This window comes from Proteus sp. G2300 (assembly GCF_009915965.1).
Lineage (GTDB): Bacteria > Pseudomonadota > Gammaproteobacteria > Enterobacterales > Enterobacteriaceae > Proteus > Proteus vulgaris.
Genome location: NZ_JAABNK010000002.1, coordinates 24,683 through 42,100 on the forward strand (window position 1 = coordinate 24,683; position 17,418 = coordinate 42,100).

At 36.4% G+C, this 17,418-nt stretch carries 18 protein-coding genes; 3 read left to right on the forward strand and 15 right to left on the reverse strand.

Features of this window, described 5'->3' with window-relative positions; all coding sequences use genetic code 11:
* Positions 1–112: 112 nt before the first annotated feature.
* The 4 genes from sugE to hydN form a co-directional block, all read right to left on the reverse strand.
* The gene (gene sugE / locus GWI97_RS00190; protein WP_036933155.1) at positions 113–427 is read right to left on the reverse strand and encodes a quaternary ammonium compound efflux SMR transporter SugE; all 315 of its coding nucleotides are present in this window, start codon (positions 425–427) and stop codon (positions 113–115) included.
* Positions 428–558: 131 nt separating this feature from the next.
* A complete protein-coding gene (gene hybG / locus GWI97_RS00195; RefSeq protein WP_036933156.1) occupies positions 559–849 on the reverse strand; it encodes a hydrogenase maturation factor HybG in 291 nt (96 codons plus the stop codon).
* Positions 850–857: 8 nt separating this feature from the next.
* Complete coding sequence (gene hypA, locus GWI97_RS00200; RefSeq protein ID WP_036933157.1) at positions 858–1,199, reverse strand: hydrogenase maturation nickel metallochaperone HypA; 342 nt, start codon at positions 1,197–1,199, stop codon at positions 858–860.
* 72 nt (positions 1,200–1,271) lie between these two features.
* A complete protein-coding gene (gene hydN, locus GWI97_RS00205; RefSeq protein ID WP_036933158.1) occupies positions 1,272–1,829 on the reverse strand; it encodes an electron transport protein HydN in 558 nt (185 codons plus the stop codon).
* Positions 1,830–2,232: 403 nt separating this feature from the next.
* Here hydN and GWI97_RS00210 point away from each other — a divergent pair, with 403 nt between their 5' ends.
* Positions 2,233–3,846 (forward strand): sigma 54-interacting transcriptional regulator, encoded by a 1,614-nt coding sequence (locus GWI97_RS00210; RefSeq protein ID WP_052038411.1) that lies wholly within the window; start codon positions 2,233–2,235, stop codon positions 3,844–3,846.
* Positions 3,847–4,025: 179 nt separating this feature from the next.
* Positions 4,026–4,913: a 2OG-Fe dioxygenase family protein gene (locus GWI97_RS00215; protein WP_161751793.1), complete on the forward strand. Its 888-nt coding sequence runs from the start codon at positions 4,026–4,028 to the stop codon at positions 4,911–4,913.
* A gap of 22 nt (positions 4,914–4,935) precedes the next feature.
* Here GWI97_RS00215 and GWI97_RS00220 read toward each other — a convergent pair whose 3' ends face one another.
* The 4 genes from GWI97_RS00220 to fdhF form a co-directional block, all read right to left on the reverse strand.
* Positions 4,936–5,712 carry a MurR/RpiR family transcriptional regulator gene (locus GWI97_RS00220; protein WP_036933160.1) on the reverse strand — a complete coding sequence of 259 codons (777 nt, stop codon included), beginning with the start codon at positions 5,710–5,712 and terminating at the stop codon, positions 4,936–4,938.
* 109 nt (positions 5,713–5,821) lie between these two features.
* Entirely contained in the window at positions 5,822–7,183 is a 1,362-nt protein-coding gene (locus GWI97_RS00225) for a 6-phospho-alpha-glucosidase (protein ID WP_161751794.1), read from the reverse strand.
* A gap of 14 nt (positions 7,184–7,197) precedes the next feature.
* Positions 7,198–8,775 (reverse strand): PTS transporter subunit EIIC, encoded by a 1,578-nt coding sequence (locus tag GWI97_RS00230; RefSeq protein ID WP_103004991.1) that lies wholly within the window; start codon positions 8,773–8,775, stop codon positions 7,198–7,200.
* A gap of 298 nt (positions 8,776–9,073) precedes the next feature.
* On the reverse strand, positions 9,074–11,218 hold the full coding sequence (gene fdhF / locus GWI97_RS00235) for a formate dehydrogenase subunit alpha (RefSeq protein ID WP_082239423.1): 2,145 nt from the start codon (positions 11,216–11,218) through the stop codon (positions 9,074–9,076).
* 530 nt (positions 11,219–11,748) lie between these two features.
* On the opposite strand from fdhF, the gene eptB reads away from it, so the two are divergent.
* A complete protein-coding gene (gene eptB, locus GWI97_RS00240) occupies positions 11,749–13,440 on the forward strand; it encodes a kdo(2)-lipid A phosphoethanolamine 7''-transferase (protein ID WP_036933164.1) in 1,692 nt (563 codons plus the stop codon).
* A gap of 147 nt (positions 13,441–13,587) precedes the next feature.
* Here eptB and GWI97_RS00245 read toward each other — a convergent pair whose 3' ends face one another.
* The 7 genes from GWI97_RS00245 to ycaC form a co-directional block, all read right to left on the reverse strand.
* On the reverse strand, positions 13,588–13,776 hold the full coding sequence (locus GWI97_RS00245) for an SEL1-like repeat protein (RefSeq protein WP_161751795.1): 189 nt from the start codon (positions 13,774–13,776) through the stop codon (positions 13,588–13,590).
* Positions 13,769–13,969: a hypothetical protein gene (locus GWI97_RS00250; protein WP_161751796.1), complete on the reverse strand. Its 201-nt coding sequence runs from the start codon at positions 13,967–13,969 to the stop codon at positions 13,769–13,771. The genes GWI97_RS00245 and GWI97_RS00250 overlap by 8 nt, the downstream gene beginning before the upstream one ends.
* A gap of 272 nt (positions 13,970–14,241) precedes the next feature.
* Positions 14,242–14,652 carry a hypothetical protein gene (locus tag GWI97_RS00255; protein WP_052038413.1) on the reverse strand — a complete coding sequence of 137 codons (411 nt, stop codon included), beginning with the start codon at positions 14,650–14,652 and terminating at the stop codon, positions 14,242–14,244.
* Entirely contained in the window at positions 14,636–14,797 is a 162-nt protein-coding gene (locus GWI97_RS00260; protein WP_161751797.1) for a hypothetical protein, read from the reverse strand. Before GWI97_RS00260 ends, GWI97_RS00255 begins: the two co-directional genes overlap by 17 nt.
* A gap of 114 nt (positions 14,798–14,911) precedes the next feature.
* Positions 14,912–15,208, reverse strand: a complete 297-nt coding sequence (locus GWI97_RS00265; protein ID WP_115370493.1) for a hypothetical protein — start codon at positions 15,206–15,208, stop codon at positions 14,912–14,914.
* Positions 15,209–15,340: 132 nt separating this feature from the next.
* A complete protein-coding gene (locus GWI97_RS00270) occupies positions 15,341–16,537 on the reverse strand; it encodes a lactate oxidase (protein WP_036933167.1) in 1,197 nt (398 codons plus the stop codon).
* A gap of 121 nt (positions 16,538–16,658) precedes the next feature.
* Positions 16,659–17,282, reverse strand: a complete 624-nt coding sequence (gene ycaC, locus GWI97_RS00275; protein WP_036933168.1) for an isochorismate family cysteine hydrolase YcaC — start codon at positions 17,280–17,282, stop codon at positions 16,659–16,661.
* Positions 17,283–17,418: the final 136 nt, after the last annotated feature.

Consider the following 17,418-nt stretch of genomic DNA (forward strand, 5'->3'; position numbering starts at 1 on the left):
AAATAAGGGAAGCTAAAAATATCCTACAAAATTGATTAGGAAAAAAATCAAAACCGCTAACTTCCCCCAAAGCTAAACACCACATTGGGGGCTTTTAAAAAACTGATTACAATCAACTCGCTAATTTCAGCCCAATAATACCGAAAATAATCATAGCTAAACTGAGTAAACGATAGATATTCGCGGACTCACCAAAGACCAAAATACCAAAGATTGCGGTACCCACTGCACCAATACCCGTCCAAATCGCATAAGCCGTGCCCGCAGGTAAGCCTTTCATGGCATAAGACAACATTCCCATGCTCACAATCATAGCGCTAATAGTGATAATACTCGGTGTTAAGCGTGTAAAACCGTGCGTGTATTTAAGGCCAACGGCCCAAACGATTTCCAATAAACCCGCAACAAAAAGAATAACCCAAGACATAACGTCCCCTATAGATAAATTGGGGTCGTCCCCTGAATACAAAGACAAAAAGCTGGGTCGTCCCAGCTTTTAAAAAGATGAAGTTTAAGTATAAGAAAAAGAAATTAATCATGCAATAGCATAAAATTAACTCAATTTTTTTTAGGTGCGCCCTCTTCACCATAAAGAAAAGCAGAGACATCATCCTCCACTTCTCCCATTGCCATCAAGGCATCCAGCGTCTCTTTTGCTTCTTCTTCATTGACGATACTCATGGCAAAGCCTACATGCACTAATACCCACTTTCCAATCATCGTATGAGGCTCTCCCTCACAGACTAGTGCAATATTCACTTCACGTTTTACACCACAAACATCGACCATTGCATTTTCAGTGATTGTTTTTCCTACTTCAACAACCTGACCTGGAATACCAAGACACATAACAACCCCTATTCGATCTCTATTTGCTTTATTCGCATTGCATCATCATTCTCAACACGCAAATTTTGGCTACCACAAGAAGGGCACCCTGCGTTAAATGTTGAAACTGTCACGACTTGATGGCAATCCCAGCACCACGCTTTTGCAGGAATAACTTCTATATGTAATTCACAGCCTTGTGCAATAGTGTCTCTACAAACAATATCAAAACAAAACTCAAGCGCACTCACTTCAACACAAGATAATGCGCCAATTTCCATCCATACACTTTTTACTTTTTTTGCATTATTTAATTTTGCCTGAGAATCTATTATCTCAAATGCACTTTGGCAAAGTGTGATTTCATGCATGTCGATACCTTATTGAAGCAGGATAAATAATAGCAACTATAGTATCAGCACATAGTTGCTTTATTATTGATCTTAGAACAACAATTCAGCACCGGTTTCAAAAGCTGCTTTACGACGACGCTCTTTCACCATGTCTTCAAGTGCATCTCTATCAATGCACACTAAAGCATGCGTTGGACAAACTTCAATACATGCAGGCCCCGCTTCTCGGTGATGGCATAAATCACATTTATTAGCTTCAGCCTTAAATGCATCAATAGTATTAAGCGCAGTTAATTTGCGCATGACTGGACGTGAAACCACCTCCATAGTGCCATAAGGGCAAGCCAACACACAGGTTTTACAGCCGATGCATTTATCCTGATCGACATAGTAATAATCTTTATTATGAATAATGGCACCATTCGGGCACACATTTGCACAAGGGGCATCTTCACATTGGTGACAGACAACTGCTGTACTAATTGAGAATCCTTTAACCACATGAATTCGCGGTTGAAAATTTTGCTCACTAATCTGCTCAATGGCTAAGTTATCTTGCTCGGCTTGCTGATGTGAAACCACACAAGCTACCTCACAAGTATGGCAACCAATACATTTTTTAGGGTCTGCAATGATGAAACGGTTCATCATATTCTCCTGATCTTTGTTATATATAGCCGTTATATATGGCGATAAATGCAACGAGTTATTCTAATTAAGAGTCATAATTAGGTATTTATAGAATGAATCTAGCACGGTTCATGCCAATATATTTTTGATATAACTATTCCTTATTTTTCAATTAAATAATTTTTAAATAAAAATGATTATTGATTAATAAATAAGTCACTTCGTCAAATTATTCGACATTTTTGACGATAAATGAAAGCGCTATATAATTAACTATATATCCATTTAATGAGTTTATATTTTTAAGTTTCATTGCAGATACAAAAATAGCGGGTTGGATCAAAAATGATTCAGTCATTGATATAAATTTATTATAAACCTACTACAATATAGCTAATTTTTTAGGGCAATCGGTGGTGTCATGAAATTAAGCAGTAACAACGCTGAAACTATGGAGAGCCTTCGTAATGAGCGCAACCAATATCGAATATTGGTTGATATTACAAATTCTGTATTAGCTCATTTAGACATGGATGGTCTTATTTCTGAAGTCTCTAAAGAAATACATCGTTTTTTTGGACTAAACCACATTAGTCTAATGTTATGCCGTACCTCATCACATAATAGTCATGAGGGTATTCTTTATTCTAGCCGTTATCAGACTGGAAAATCAGTCATCCGCCAACAACGTAAGTTTAGTAGCGCGAATAACAAAGCAGAAGAAATTATTAATCAAAATAAACCCGTCTTAATTGATATTAATAAAGAAGATCAAGAGGATGTTTTGATTAAGCGTCTAGTTAAGCAAAATATGCAGACGGCTTTGTTATTGCCACTGGCTTTTAATCATAAACCGCTTGGTTTATTAATTTTAGCACATGAAATCAGTCATGTTTTTACCGACGATACTTGCCAATTGCTACAACAAATTGCAGCCCGTATTGGTATCGCTATTGAAAACGCAGCCGCATATGAAGAAATAACGCATCTAAAAGACAGTTTAAAGAATGAGAATATTTGGCTTAATGAGCAAATAGATAAAAATGGATGCTTTAGTGAGATTATTTACCAAAGCGATGCTATGCATAATGTGCTCGAACAAATTGAATTAGTCGCACAAAGTGATAGTACTGTGCTTATTTTAGGTGAAACAGGAACAGGTAAAGAATTAATTGCACGCGCTATTCATCGACTTAGTCAGCGAAAAGATAAATCGATGATAAAAATGAATTGTGCTGCTGTGCCTTCTGGTCTATTAGAAAGTGATCTTTTTGGTCATGATAAAGGTGCATTTACTGGCGCAACCAATACGCATATTGGTCGATTTGAAATGGCGGATAAAAGCACGCTATTTCTTGATGAAATTGGTGATATGCCAATTGAATTACAACCTAAACTGCTTCGCGTTCTTCAAGAACGAGAGATAGAAAGATTAGGTGGTAATAAAGTTATTCCTGTTGATGTTAGGTTGATTGCAGCAACCAATAAAGATCTTCATGAATTAACAGATGAAGGTGAATTTAGAGAAGATCTTTATTATCGTCTTAATGTTTTTCCTATTATTATTCCACCACTAAGAGAACGACCAGAAGATATTCCACTTTTGGTTAAACATTTTACACAAAAAATTGCGCGGAGAATGGATAGAAAAATAGATTGTATTCCTGCTAACGCATTGGAACAACTAACGCTTTATCCATGGCCTGGTAATGTCCGTGAACTAGAAAATATTATTGAACGAGCTGTTATTTTAACCAGAGGTTCAACATTAAACCTTCAATTAAAAGAGCTTCATATTAGTAAGCCCTCTCGTTTGAAACAGGCACTAACTCAACCTTCATCCATTGAAAGGCGCATGCAGACTAATGCACCAGAAAGTGATGATGAGGAGCGAGAAAGGATCATTCAAGCATTAAGAGAAACCAATGGCGTTGTTGCAGGAGCCAGAGGTGCGGCTTTAAAATTAGGATTAAAACGAACAACGCTACTATCGCGCATGCAACGCTTAGGTATTTCAATTCCAGAAATACTTTAATTCAGAAATAATTCCTTTTAAAATTATTAAGAGAGAGTGTAATAAATTAATTACACTCTCTCTTTTTTCATATATTTGAAACTTATTAATCTCTATCTATAATCTAGTTGATTATACTTTATTATTTATTCCTCTAATTAATTATTAATAATATAAACCATCAATGGAGCATATTATATATGAATAGCCTGCTTATAAATAAAATTAGTGAAATGAAAAAAGAATATAAAAATAATAAATATCTCTTTATTCCCAAAATTTTAGTTATCGATTTAATAAAACAATTAGGTGCTGAAGAGAAAGATATTAATACACTGATGGAATATGGTGATTATTTAGCTCAAGATCCTACTCTTTCTTTTCGTTATTCCAGAACAGGTCGCTACCTTTTTGATAATGACTTAGAAACAATCTCCAGATTAGAGTATCAACCTTTTGTTCTCACTGAAGAAGATGGCTTTATTCGTGAAGACAGTGGTGCACAAAGGCATTTTAGAGCACTCGATGATCGCTGGCAGAGCAATACCGCCTATCAAGCCTTATTAAAATTAAAGATGTTATTAATTCAAGGTAATACATTTACTCCTCGTCACTTAACAGATCAACAATCGCCAAAATCAATATCAACTGTTTTTCATTTAAGATTAATTGCTCAACCGGACTCTTTAAGCGAACTTTCAATTGAAGGAGTGCATAAGGATGGAGTTGACCACACCATGATTGTTATGATGAATAAGCATAATGTGAAGGATAATACTGGTGCTTTACGTGTTCATTCACCACAAGAAGCCATAGGAACACCTTGGCAAGAAATTAACCCTGAAAATGTGCTTTATGAACACAATAATGCGCAATATCTTGATGTTCTATTAATTGCAGATAATGAATTAAATCATAGTGGTACACCTATTTTTACTCATGACAATAAAAATCAGGCTTACCAAGATTTTATGGTTTTATTATCTCGTTATCCAACGATTGATTCTCACCCATCGCATAAATTCGACTCAATGAATGCACACCCTGATTTACCCTTAACGCTTTATTTAAATCAGTCAGTTGCTTAGTCATAAATCGTTATTACATAAATTAAAACCGTTGAGTTCGGCTAAGTAACAAATCAATAATCAAGACAAGGTTTGATTCAAAGGACGAGCTTTCGATAGTATCACAATGATAATTCACTGCATCGTCATAAATGGGAAAATGAATATCAGCAAGTTCAGCCAACGGATTGGCACTTGCGCGAGTAAATGCAACAATCTTCATACCAATACTTTTTGCTATTCTCGCCTTTTCAACCACTTGTTCAGTCTCTCCACTACGAGATATCGCAATAAAAACGGTATAGCGTGAAGCATTATTAATAAAGATATTCTTACTGTCGCTCAATCCTGAGAGAAATGCATCCTTACCAATCAGCTGTAATCGCTTACTGATATATTCTGAAAATATATGAGAAAACCCTGCCCCATAAATAAAAAATGAATTCTTGCTATTAATTAAATCAACAAAAGCGTGTCTTTTCTCATCTGAAATTAACGTGAAGGTTTTTAAATAATTCGCCAAAAACTGATCAAAAAGAGGCTCTGTTACCTCGTTTTCATCACTTTTCAATTGATGAGATTTTTCAGCCGTGGATAACAATTGTTTGCAGTAATAAACCAACTCACTATAACCAGAAAAACCTAATTTCTGGCAAAGTCGCATAATGGTCGTTGTCGAAACAAAATTGGCTTGTGCTAGCGCTCTGATCGTAAGTTTTCCAACTTGTGTTGGGTTATCAATTAAATAAGAGAGAATACGATATTCTGCGCGTGTTAATTCTGTTGCTCTTGAGAGTAAAGATGATAATCGTGCCGACATACCGGTTACCTTAATTGATACATCGTCCTTACCAACATAAAAGGAAAATGCTGTTCTGGTGATAGAACAGCATTTTTATTCAATTACTCATTAACAGCAAGTGTTGAGATCAAACACGCTTACCATTTACATAAACTTTATGTAATTCAGGCCAATATTCTCGATTTGCTTCGATCATATCATCAAGGATCTTCTTCGCGTGGATCACACTTGGCACTGTTTTATTCAGTGTGAACGCCTCTAATGCTTTTTCATAGCTACCTTCAAGTGTTGCTTCCACCAATAATTGTTCTGATGCCAATTGTTGCTCTAACAAAGTACGATGGAAACGCGGAATGTCACCAACACGAATAGGTTCAGGGCCGTGAGACGTGATATAAGCCGGTACTTCGACCATCGCATCATAAGGTAAATCAGCAATCGCACCTTTATTTTCAACAATCACCAAGTGGCGCTGACGTAAATCAAAAGCTAAAGAGCAAGCAACATCAACAATAAAGGCACCATGAACACCGACATGGAATGCATCAGGTAAAATACCGGTCTCTTTGTATTCACGCGCTACTTCAAACAAGCGTTTTTCACGACCATCCATTACTTCATTTGCACGGGTGTAATCTGGATCTTGATGCTCAACGATATAATTTGGCATCAAGTAATACTGCAAATATGGGTTTGGAATATATTCAGGGAATGCTTCCATTAATGGCTGAATATGACGCCATGTTTTCACCCATGATGGATCTGAGTGTTGTGGATCAGTTTGAGCTGCATCTTCGGTTAAAAGACCGAATTTAGCGATATGTTCACGTAATTCAGGCAGTTTTTCTTCACCTTTTACGCGCACAGAAGTGAACCAACCAAAGTGATTTAGACCAAAGTAGTCCACATCTAAATCATGGCGATCAACGTTTAATACGGCTGCCATATTACGCATCGCTGCAACAGGCATATCACAGATATTCAATACACGAGCATTAGGGCGTAAACGACGTACACCTTCAGCAACGATCGCGGCTGGGTTTGAATAGTTTACAATCCATGCTTTAGGTGAAGCATACTCCTCAACTAAATCAATTAGCTCAACCATAGGTAAAATGGTGCGTAAACCGTAAGCAAGTCCGCCAGGCCCACAGGTTTCTTGCCCTACAACACCATGACGTAATGGGATCTTTTCATCCTGTTCACGCATTTTATATTGACCCACACGCATTTGAGCAAACACAAAATGAGCGCCATCAAATGCAGTTTCCGGATCTGTCGTCACCGTAAATTTAATGGTATCGCTATGATCACGGATCACTTTTTCAACCACGGGTGCAATGGTATCTTGGCGCTCTTTATCAATGTCGTATAAACGAATTTCACTCAGTGGAAAATCCTCTAAACGTACCATTAAACTTTTTACAATTCCCGGTGTATAGGTGCTTCCGCCGCCTGCAATACTTAAGATAAAGGGTGATTTAGTCATCTTACTTTCTCCTATTAAAGTGCGGCTTCGACCGCTTCACGCATTTTTTTCACATGTAATCCATAAACCACTTGAACATTATTACCGTGGCGAACAACGCCTTTAGCACCGGTTTTTTTCAGTAGATCTTCATGAATTACATCGACATTTTTAACAATAACTCTTAAGCGGGTATAACAATTATCAACCACTTCAATATTGTCACGCCCACCGAGTCCTTCAATAATCTCCTCACCTAATTCATTGATATTTTGAGTAATTTGTTCAGAGGCAGTGACTGATTCTGCTTTTTTCTTGTAATCTTCTTTGCTATATAAACGCGTCTCTTCATCATCATCTTCACGACCTGGTGTTTTAAGATTGAGTTTTAAAATCAAGGTCCTAAAGATAACGAAATAGAGAACTGACATAATCAAACCCACCACGATATACATAGGCCAATTTGATTTTTCAGTGCCTAACGGCAAGTTATATAGAATGAAATCAATGACACCGTTCGCACCAATTGCATGAACACCTAATAGGTAGAACAACATCATGCCAATACCGGTTAATACGGCGTGAACTAAAAATAAAACTGGGGCAACAAATAGGAAGGAAAACTCAAGAGGCTCTGTTACACCAAGTAAGAAAGAGGTCGCAGCCGCAGGAATTAAAATTGCCTTGGCCATCTGCTTTTTCTCTTTTTTAGCCACAGAGATCATGGCAGCAGCCGCGGCAGTTAAGCCGAACATTTTAGCAATACCGCGCGCATCCCAAATCACAGTGCTACTGAGTTGTTTAACTTCCGGGCACGCCATTTCAGCAAAGTAGATATTTCTTGCACCTTGGTAAGTTGTGCCACAAACATCAGCAACACCACCTAATTCGGTATACAAGAATGGGGTATAGACTAAATGATGTAATCCCGTTGGGATAAGAATACGTTCTAAGAATCCATAAATCAGCGCACCAAAAGCACCAGAATCATGAATAACGAGCGCCATTTTAGTAATACCCGCCTGAGCAAAAGGCCAGACTTCACACATTAAAACAGCCAATGCAATGGTGAATGGAATAGCAATAATGGCGACAAAGCAGTGACCAGAGTAGATAGCCATAATGCCGTTAAACTGACGACCTGAATAACGATTATAAAGCCACCCTGATATTGCCCCAGTTAAAATACCGGCAAATACGCCCATTTCTAGGACTTGGACACCTAATACCATGCCTTGACCAGCAGCTCGCATCTCTTCTACGCTAACCAGTTTACCTTGTAGCGTTAGCGTAATATTCATGGCATTCGTGAAAATAACAAACACCACTAAACCAATTAAACCAGCGTAGCCTTTGTCTTTTTTCGCTAAACCAACGGGAATACCCACAGCAAAGATCAGTGCCAGATTGATTAAAATAGCAACAGATGATTTTGCAAGTAATTGCCCAATACTTTGAATAATCGGGTGATTTAAAAACGGAATATATTCCGCAAGGTTGCCATTGCCAAAAACATTACCTAAAGCGATATATAAACCGACAATAGGCAATATCAAGACAGGCCCATATAAGGATTTACCAAACGCTTGTAGGGCATTAATGAGTTTTTTCATACGGTATCTCGTTGTTGTTTTCTTACACTCATTTCCATAACAGCATCCTGCGCTGGCATTAAATAAAAAGCAATTTATCCACTTGATTTAGAAACGGATTACGTTAAAAGTAACATGTTACTTTTTTTATTGTGAGCCAACTCATGGTGAATATTCAGACAGATAAAAAGAGGTTTTTAACGATAAGCTGTAGAAAAAAGATCTGATGACAATAAAAAATCATAAAAAAACCGAGCTTACTGACACAAAATCAATAAACTCGGTCTTAAGGCAGAAAAACAATATTAATCAGATAAAATTAACCCTCGGCAGCTTCTCTTAAACGACGTTTAATATTGCTATATTCCGTTTTCACATAGTGTTCTGCCTGAGCCTGCTCCTTGATTGGCTCAACACATACTGCACAATATTTATACTCAGGTGTTTTAGTAATTGGGCTTAAGTTTTCCGCAACCAGTTCGTTACAAGCACCAATCCACCATTGGTAAGTCATATATACCGCGCCTTTATTCGGTCTATCACTGACTGCAGCACGCGTAATTACTTTACCTTGACGAGAGCGTATCCAAACTAACTCTTGATCTTTAATACCCAGTTGTTTGGCATCTTCAGTATTTAACTGAACATAACCTGGCTCATCTGCTAATGCTGCCAATGCTTTACAGTTACCTGTCATTGAACGGCAAGAGTAGTGCCCAACCTCACGGACTGTTGCCAGTACCATTGGGAATTCATCAGACAGTTTGTCAATTGGTGGTGCCCACTCACAAGTAAAGAATTGACCTTTACCGTTAGGGGTATCAAAGTTACCACCTTCGTACAGATATTGTGTACCTGGGCTATCTTCTGTTGGGCAAGGCCATTGAATATAAGCCAAATCCGCCATTTTTTCGTAAGTCGCACCATAATAAATTGGGCATAACTCACGCAACTCATCCCAAATTTCTTTGGTATTGTTGTAATGCATTGGATAGCCCATTGCTGTTGCCATCAGACTGATGATTTGCCAGTCTGTTTTCACATCACCAACAGGTTCAACCGCTTTATAGAAACGTTGGAAACCACGGTCTGCTGCAGTATAAACACCTTCATGCTCACCCCATGATGTTGCAGGGAAAATAACGTCAGCAATAGACGCTGTTTTGGTCATAAAGATATCTTGTACTATCAGTAGATCCAGTTTTTCAAACGTTCTACGGATTGTTGCTAAATCAGGCTCAGTTTGCAGTGGATCTTCACCCATTACATAGTGAGCTTTTAATAAGCCGTGATCGATATTATGAGGCACTTCACTTAACGCATAGCCCACTTCATCAGGCATTGATTCAATGCCCCAGAATTTAGCAAATTTCTCACGCGCTTTTTCGTCAGTAACGTATTGATAGCCCGGCAGTGTGTTAGGTAATGCACCCATATCACACGCACCTTGTACGTTATTTTGACCACGAACAGGGCCAACACCGACATATTTTTTACCTAAATTACCGGTTAATAATGCCAAGCTAGTCAGTGAACGAACAGTTTCAACGCCTTGGTAGAACTGAGTAACACCCATTCCCCAAAGAATTGTTGCTGTTTCTGCTTTTGCGTACATACGCGCAGCTTCACGAATAATTTGAGCACTTAAACCTGTCGTTTCTTCAACGGATTCAGGTGTGTAGCTTTCAACTAATTTGCAATATTCTTCAAATTGCTCAGTGTGATTTTCAATAAAGGATTTATCATGCAATCCTTCTTCAATAATCACATGTGCAATCGCATTTAATAGCGCAATGTTAGAACCATTTTTTAAGCCTAAGTGTAAATCGGCTAAACGTGCTGTTTCGATGTAACGAGGGTCACATACAATAATTTTGGCACCCTTTTCTTTCGCCTTAACAATACGGCGAGCAACAATAGGATGCGAGTCTGCGGCGTTATAACCGAAGACAAATAGACATTTGGTATCCTCAATCTCGACGATTGAGTTGCTCATAGCACCATTACCGACCGAACGCTGCAGACCTGCAACCGAAGGGCCGTGTCAGACACGAGCACAGCAGTCTATATTATTATTTCCGATAACCGCACGAGCAAATTTCTGCATAACGAAGTTAGCTTCGTTACCCGGACCTCGTGATGAACCGGTTGTCATAATAGATTTAGCACCGTATTTCTCTTTGATAGCAAGCAGTTTGCTACTCGCAAACTCAATCGCTTCTTCCCAAGAAACCGATTCTAATTTTCCGCCTCTTTCACGACGGATCATTGGTGTTTTAAGACGTGGAGTCAGTATCTTAGTATCATGGATAAAATCCCATCCATAATACCCTTTCAGACACAGCTCACCTTGGTTTGTTAAACCATTGGCTCCTTCAGCGCCAATGATTTTACCGTTTTCCACCTTCAGGTAGATTTTGCATCCTGAGGCGCAATACGGACAGACCGTGATGACTTTTTTCATCAACATTGCTCCTGTGTTCATCAATGTTCAGGTTATTACCTGATCCTCTCCTCTATCTATGCAGAGAGTGTGCCAAATAAGCACGCTTTTTCACTTTTCTTCAAGACAATGAAAAATAAAGAAAAATAAAAACCATTGAGTGAGCAAGAAAACAATGAAAACTAAAACAATAGGAAGTGCTCGACACTAATGACGATATTTATGTCGACTTTCGTTTCCATCAATATACGTTATACATAAGAACTTATAGCGAAAGAACATCTTTCATTTGATAAGAAATAACAATTGAGCAAATACGCCTTCTTATCTGCCTTTATCAAGGTCTTACCGTATATAATGATGACAATCTCCTAATATCTCTACCAATATTTCTATCTACTAAAACTATTTAAAATTAATAATTTTGATATTAATGTCATTCAAATAAAAAATTTTTAAACTTCAATAAAAAAAAGCACATAATACTGAACCTGAAAACAACTTCGCGGTCATAAAGACCTCTACACCATACATTTTGATAATAATTGAACATGCAAAAATTAAAGTTTTTAAGGTTTTCGAAAGAAAATATTGCCCTTTTTTTAGCAGTCTACCTTGGTTTTTTTCTTAATCTTTCCGTTTACATTGGCCGATACGGCACACAGAATACAAACAACCCCCTCATTGATGCATTATATATTCTAGGTGAAATTGCCGTTAATATTGCTTTTACCTTCTTCTTATTACGACTTATTTCTTTTTTCGGCTCTCTCTTTTTTAAAATAGTTGCCTCTTTTATTCTCGTCGTCAGTGTCTGTGCTAGTTACTATATTTCTTTTTATGACGTCGTCATTGGATACGGTATTATCATTTCAACACTCACCACAGATACCGATTTATCTAAAGAGCTGGTCAGCCCAAATGTGATTATTTGGATTATTGGCTTATCTATTTTACCTTTAGCGCTTATTTGGCTATGTAAGAAACCAGAAAAAAATCTCACGACTCAACAAAAGAAAAAAATCTGGATAAAAAACACGGCCAAAATGCTTGTGATCGCGCTGGCTGTTTTTGCCTATTTGAAAACACTCGATTCAAGGCAAAAAGCCTATGAAATCAAAAATAACTTAGATTTACCAAGTTATAGTGGTGGTTTAAGTTATGCGTATTTGCCCACTAACTGGATCATTCCATTATTCCAATATGCAATAACGCAGTATGACGATACCTTTAATAGCCAAAATATTTTTGATCCTGCCGATCACTTCACTTATCAGCCCTCAAAAGCTAATGAAGATGTGTATGTCGTCTTTATTATTGGTGAAACAGCAAGATGGGATCATATGGGTTTATTAGGATATGAGCGTCAAACCAATCCGCTATTAAGCCAAGAAAAAAACCTTGTCGCCTTTAAAGGTATTTCTTGTGATACCGCAACAAAGCTTTCATTAAAATGTATGTTTGTACGAGAAAACGGAACAGAAAGTAACGACCAGCGGACATTAAAAGAGAACAATATTTTTTCAGTATTAAGCCAATTAGGTATGTCATCAGAGTTGTTCTCAATGCAAAGCGAGTTGTGGTTTTACAATAAACTTGATTTAAATAACTACGCAATGAAAGAGATGATGACAGCCAAAAATAGCAACTTTGGTAAAGAGCTTGATGACACCTTATTAATTGCTGAAACGGCGAATACGGTTTCTCAGCATCCAAAGGGAAATCATTTAGTGATTTTACATACTAAAGGCTCTCACTTTATGTATTCACAGCGTTACCCAGAATCATTCAAAAAGTATCAACCTGAATGTTTAAATGTGGATGATGAGTGTACCAAAGAGCAGTTAGTGAATGCTTATGACAACTCTATTCTTTATACCGACTATTTTATTGATGGCATACTCGATACATTACGCGATAAAAAAGCCATTGTGTTTTATACCTCCGACCATGGTGAATCTATTTCAGAGAAAGGTGGTTTACACGGAACACCAAAAGAAATTGCACCACCAGAACAATTTAAAGTGCCTTTCTTAGTTTGGATGTCAGATAGCTATTTAGCAGAGCCTGAAAATAAGCAATTATTTGATAACCTAAAACGTAATCAAGATGCAGAGCGCACGTTCTATCATCATAATATTTTTGATTCGATGCTAGGTTGCTTGGGTTATTCCTCTCCAGATGGCGGTATTAATAATCAAAATAACCTCTGTTTTGGTGATATGCCATCAACCCAAAATTAAATTTTCGTAATAACCAATAGACAAAACCCCATGCTCAATATCAAGCATGGGTTTTTTATTATCATAAGTATATATATTGTTTTATTTTTCTATTTTTAAATCTTTCATTTTTAGCTTTACAACTTCATCCCAGTTGTCAATATAATATTAACATTCATAACATCCTAATTCTGCAGCCTTCTTATAATAAAATCTTGCTTTTTCAAAATCTAACGGTATATCACGCCCTAAAAAACACTCAGTACCTACTGCTTGATAACCGCCATAATAACCTGCATCACCTGCTTGATGAAATAATTCCATTGCCTTTTTAATATTATTGTTTTTATCATACATACATATAACCTAAATTTACAGCTGATGGCCCCATGTAATCATCTTGTCGATCAATAGAGCGTTGGTAATATTTTTCAGCTTCAACATTATTACCACTTTGCTGATAAATAACTGAAACCATCCAATTAGCTTCACTATTACCATCATCAGCAAGTTTTATTAAACTATAAAATTCATCTTTTGTATTTGGCATTTTTATGTTGGACGATGCTAGAAAATCGGGCTCATGTGAATACACTTTTTCAGGAACGAGAATATCAGCTATTATTTTTCCACTAAATATAAGTGTTATAATAAAAAAATAATTTTATTCCATCTCTTTTTTATAGCCATAAGTCACCATTATTAGGTAAGATATTGTTTTGTTGGGAAGTAATATGAGTGTTAAATACAATATCTGAAATTTCAGTATGATATCCATTACTCCATGTAACAGTGCTAGTTAATAAAATTTGATTACCACTTTCATCTATAACACCATTTTTTCTTATAATTTAAATCTATCGATTCTATACCTAAACACTCTATGTTAAATAATTCATCAATATCAGTTTTTCCATTAATATTCTTATCTATCCATAAATTTAAAGAAGACCAGATTACATCATTATTATCAATTCTATTATCTTGATTGTTATCATACTGAGATAATGCATCAAACCCGTGTTTTGCATAGTCGCCTAATATATTAAAAGTGTTATTACCAAATAATTCATTACCATTATCTATAACGCCATTTTCATTTTTATCAAATACAAGAAATGCACTATTACCATCTATCCAACCTGTTGATTCATTTACTCCATCATTATTATGATCGAAATAAACACCTTCATCATCAGGTAATGTGAAGATCCCATTATCTGTTAATGCCAATAACTAATGGTGTTTCAGTTTCTTTCTGCTCATCAATATATTCTTGCATTTTTTCAATAATTTTATCTGGTGTATCACTGATTAATTGTAGAATATAATCTGGGTTGTGTTCTCCATTTTCAGTTAACGCTAATATATAGTTCACAAAATCAATACAATTATTATTAAATAGATTATAGTTACTCTCAAAATGGGTATAATCACCTGACTTCATCTTTGATATTGCATTATTAATTCTACCAATAATTTCATTGGTATATTAAGGTAATGTAGCGCTTGTCACTTTATTGGGATCATACCCTTTAGAATCATGAAATGTTAAATTATCTGAACCACCTTCCATTTTAGATCCCCCCATTCCCCAACCAATTGACTCTCCTTTAAATTCAATCCAAGCATGTCCAAACTTTGATTTTGTTGATTGGTTATTTATATCTGTATATACAGTATGTGATGGTGCTATCTTTACAGTAATTATTTCTCTAATTGTATAGTTTTTTCCTATTATTTCATTTCTTTCTATAAGACCAAAATCCTTTCCAACATTATTATCCATTTAATAATCCATTATAAAAATAGTGATATAAAAAATGACACTATAATTTATAGATTTATTTTTATATAAAAATAAAACCGCACTTAATATTTAAATTAAGTGCGGTTTTAAATTTTATAAACTATATTTTAATTATTGATTAAAACTAGCATCAGTATAAAGTTGAGTGGCTTGAATATCTTTTACTGTTTTCGCCCCACCTAACATCATATTAATTTTTAATTCTTTATTTAAATGTTGGATAACTGAATTAACACCTTCAGCACCACCTAAATTTAATCCATAAAGAATTGGGCGACCAACAGCGACAACATCTGCACCACTGGCTAATGCTTTAAAGACATGTGAGCCACGACGTACACCACTATCAAACACGATAGGAACACGTTTATTTACCACTTTTGCTATTGCTGGTAATACATCAATAGTGGCTGGCGCACTGTCTAATTGACGTCCACCGTGGTTAGAAACCCAAATAGCATCTGCACCTGCTTTAATGGCAGTATCTGCATCTTCAGGTGATTCAATCCCTTTTACAATCACAGGCAAACCAGACATTTTTTTCACATACTGAATATCTGCGGGTGTGAAGGCTTGTTTAGCTTGTGCGTAAATTTCACTGATACCCGCACCTTTACCTGTTTTCGATTTGTCATCACTGATTTTTGCGAATGCTTCTAAGTTGGCAAAACCTAATGGGAATTGGAAATTATTTTTCACGTCATCTTCACGATAACCACCCACTGAAGAGTCGATAGTCATAATGATACCTTTAGCGCCATACTGTTTTGCTTGAGATAAAATATACTCGTTAAAGGCATCATTTTTGCTCATATAGAGCTGGAAGAAGAACGGATAACCTGGTTGAGCATCAGCCACTTCCTTGATAGTTTTATTCCCATAAGTACTTAACGAGAAAACCGAACCGGCTTTCGCCATACCTCTTGCTGTGGCAACTTCGCCTTGTTGATGTGCAAGCCCTTGAGCTGCCATCGGTGCCTGAATAATAGGCGTATCTAATTTAATACCCAAAAATTCTGTTTTTAAATCTAAGTCAGAAAATTCGATACCTTGTAATGAACGAGGCATAATATATTTTTTATCAAATGCGGTCGTATTTGAACGCAAATTATTTTCGTCTTCAGCGCCACCACGAATATAACCAAAAGCGCCTTTTTCCATATTTGCTTGGACTTGTGCTTCCATCGCTTTTAAGTTAACTATTTTTATTGGACCTTCTGCATTACTTGCTTTATATTCAGCTGCCTGTGCAACACCCACACTTAATGCCATCGCAATAGCAGTGGTTTTTAATATTTTGCTTTTCATTTTTTGTTCCATTTGGATTAAAGGCTTATATTCATAAATTAATAAATATGAACTTCTATTAAATTAACTTTATCGAAAAAGAATATAAGCCTTATTTTTAGGTAAAACTTAAATTAACCGCTTATTTTTTTGTTAAAGTATTATAGCTTGTCATAAGATTACGATAGTCTGGAATATGGTTAGCAAATAGCGCACCTAATCCTTCAACATCATTACGCCAATCACGGTGTAACTCACAAGCTAAACCAAACCAGTTAATTAATTGTGCTCCTGCTTTTGACATTCTATCCCACGCAGAGTCACGAGCAATCGCATTGAAAGTGCCTGAAGCATCGGTGACAACAAACACTTCAAAACCTTCTTCAAGTGCTGATAATGCAGGGAATGCGACACACACTTCAGTAACCACACCGGCAATAATCAGTTGTTTTTTACCTGTCGCTTTAACTGCTTTTACGAAATCTTCATTATCCCATGCGTTGATTTGACCTGGGCGGGCGATATAAGGAGCATCCGGGAACATCTCAACGAGTTGAGGCATTAGAGGGCCATTAGGGCCATTTTCAAAGGAAGTCGTCAGAATGGTAGGTAAATTAAAGTATTTAGCGGCATTGGCTAATGCTAATACATTATTATTGAATTTATCTGGCTCTATATCTCTCACTAAAGAGAGTAATCCAGCTTGATGGTCTACCAACAAAACAGCAGCATTATTTTTATCAATACGATGATATTTAAAGCTCATAATAATCTCCGATAGGATAATAGAGGTAAGACTCAATTAAATCATAGCACCTAATTTATATGACAATACTCCGAACCATTTGAATTTCTATTTAAGTTTATTTATCAGTAATAAAGAATTGATGTCAGAAACTTAA

Excerpts from the sequence above, each read along its gene's own strand:
- GWI97_RS00220 (WP_036933160.1), bottom strand. The coding sequence starts at position 5,712 with ATGTCGGCACGATTATCATCTTTACTCTCAAGAGCAACAGAATTAACA.
- eptB (WP_036933164.1), top strand. The coding sequence starts at position 11,749 with ATGCAAAAATTAAAGTTTTTAAGGTTTTCGAAAGAAAATATTGCCCTT.
- GWI97_RS00245 (WP_161751795.1), bottom strand. The coding sequence starts at position 13,776 with ATGTATGATAAAAACAATAATATTAAAAAGGCAATGGAATTATTTCAT.
- hydN (WP_036933158.1), bottom strand. The coding sequence starts at position 1,829 with ATGAACCGTTTCATCATTGCAGACCCTAAAAAATGTATTGGTTGCCAT.
- hybG (WP_036933156.1), bottom strand. The coding sequence starts at position 849 with ATGTGTCTTGGTATTCCAGGTCAGGTTGTTGAAGTAGGAAAAACAATC.
- GWI97_RS00210 (WP_052038411.1), top strand. The coding sequence starts at position 2,233 with ATGAAATTAAGCAGTAACAACGCTGAAACTATGGAGAGCCTTCGTAAT.
- GWI97_RS00250 (WP_161751796.1), bottom strand. The coding sequence starts at position 13,969 with ATGCCAAATACAAAAGATGAATTTTATAGTTTAATAAAACTTGCTGAT.
- GWI97_RS00225 (WP_161751794.1), bottom strand. The coding sequence starts at position 7,183 with ATGACTAAATCACCCTTTATCTTAAGTATTGCAGGCGGCGGAAGCACC.
- GWI97_RS00230 (WP_103004991.1), bottom strand. The coding sequence starts at position 8,775 with ATGAAAAAACTCATTAATGCCCTACAAGCGTTTGGTAAATCCTTATAT.
- ycaC (WP_036933168.1), bottom strand. The coding sequence starts at position 17,282 with ATGAGCTTTAAATATCATCGTATTGATAAAAATAATGCTGCTGTTTTG.
- GWI97_RS00265 (WP_115370493.1), bottom strand. The coding sequence starts at position 15,208 with ATGGATAATAATGTTGGAAAGGATTTTGGTCTTATAGAAAGAAATGAA.
- hypA (WP_036933157.1), bottom strand. The coding sequence starts at position 1,199 with ATGCATGAAATCACACTTTGCCAAAGTGCATTTGAGATAATAGATTCT.
- GWI97_RS00215 (WP_161751793.1), top strand. The coding sequence starts at position 4,026 with ATGAATAGCCTGCTTATAAATAAAATTAGTGAAATGAAAAAAGAATAT.
- GWI97_RS00270 (WP_036933167.1), bottom strand. The coding sequence starts at position 16,537 with ATGAAAAGCAAAATATTAAAAACCACTGCTATTGCGATGGCATTAAGT.
- sugE (WP_036933155.1), bottom strand. The coding sequence starts at position 427 with ATGTCTTGGGTTATTCTTTTTGTTGCGGGTTTATTGGAAATCGTTTGG.